This is a genomic window from Xenorhabdus stockiae (genome assembly GCF_002632825.1).
GTDB lineage: Bacteria > Pseudomonadota > Gammaproteobacteria > Enterobacterales > Enterobacteriaceae > Xenorhabdus > Xenorhabdus stockiae.
The window spans coordinates 1-201 of the sequence record NZ_NJAJ01000180.1; the positions used below are offsets into that span (position 1 = coordinate 1).

Genomic DNA, 201 nt, shown 5'->3' on the forward strand with positions numbered 1-201 from the left:
AAACTCAAATGAATTGACGGGGGCCCGCACAAGCGGTGGAGCATGTGGTTTAATTCGATGCAACGCGAAGAACCTTACCTACTCTTGACATCCAGCGAACCTTTCAGAGATGAAGGGGTGCCTTCGGGAACGCTGAGACAGGTGCTGCATGGCTGTCGTCAGCTCGTGTTGTGAAATGTTGGGTTAAGTCCCGCAACGAGC

General features: G+C 52.7%; 1 rRNA gene. It reads left to right on the plus strand.

The window, feature by feature from the left end:
* Nucleotides 1-201, plus strand: a 16S ribosomal RNA gene (locus Xsto_RS21005); the annotation flags it as partial.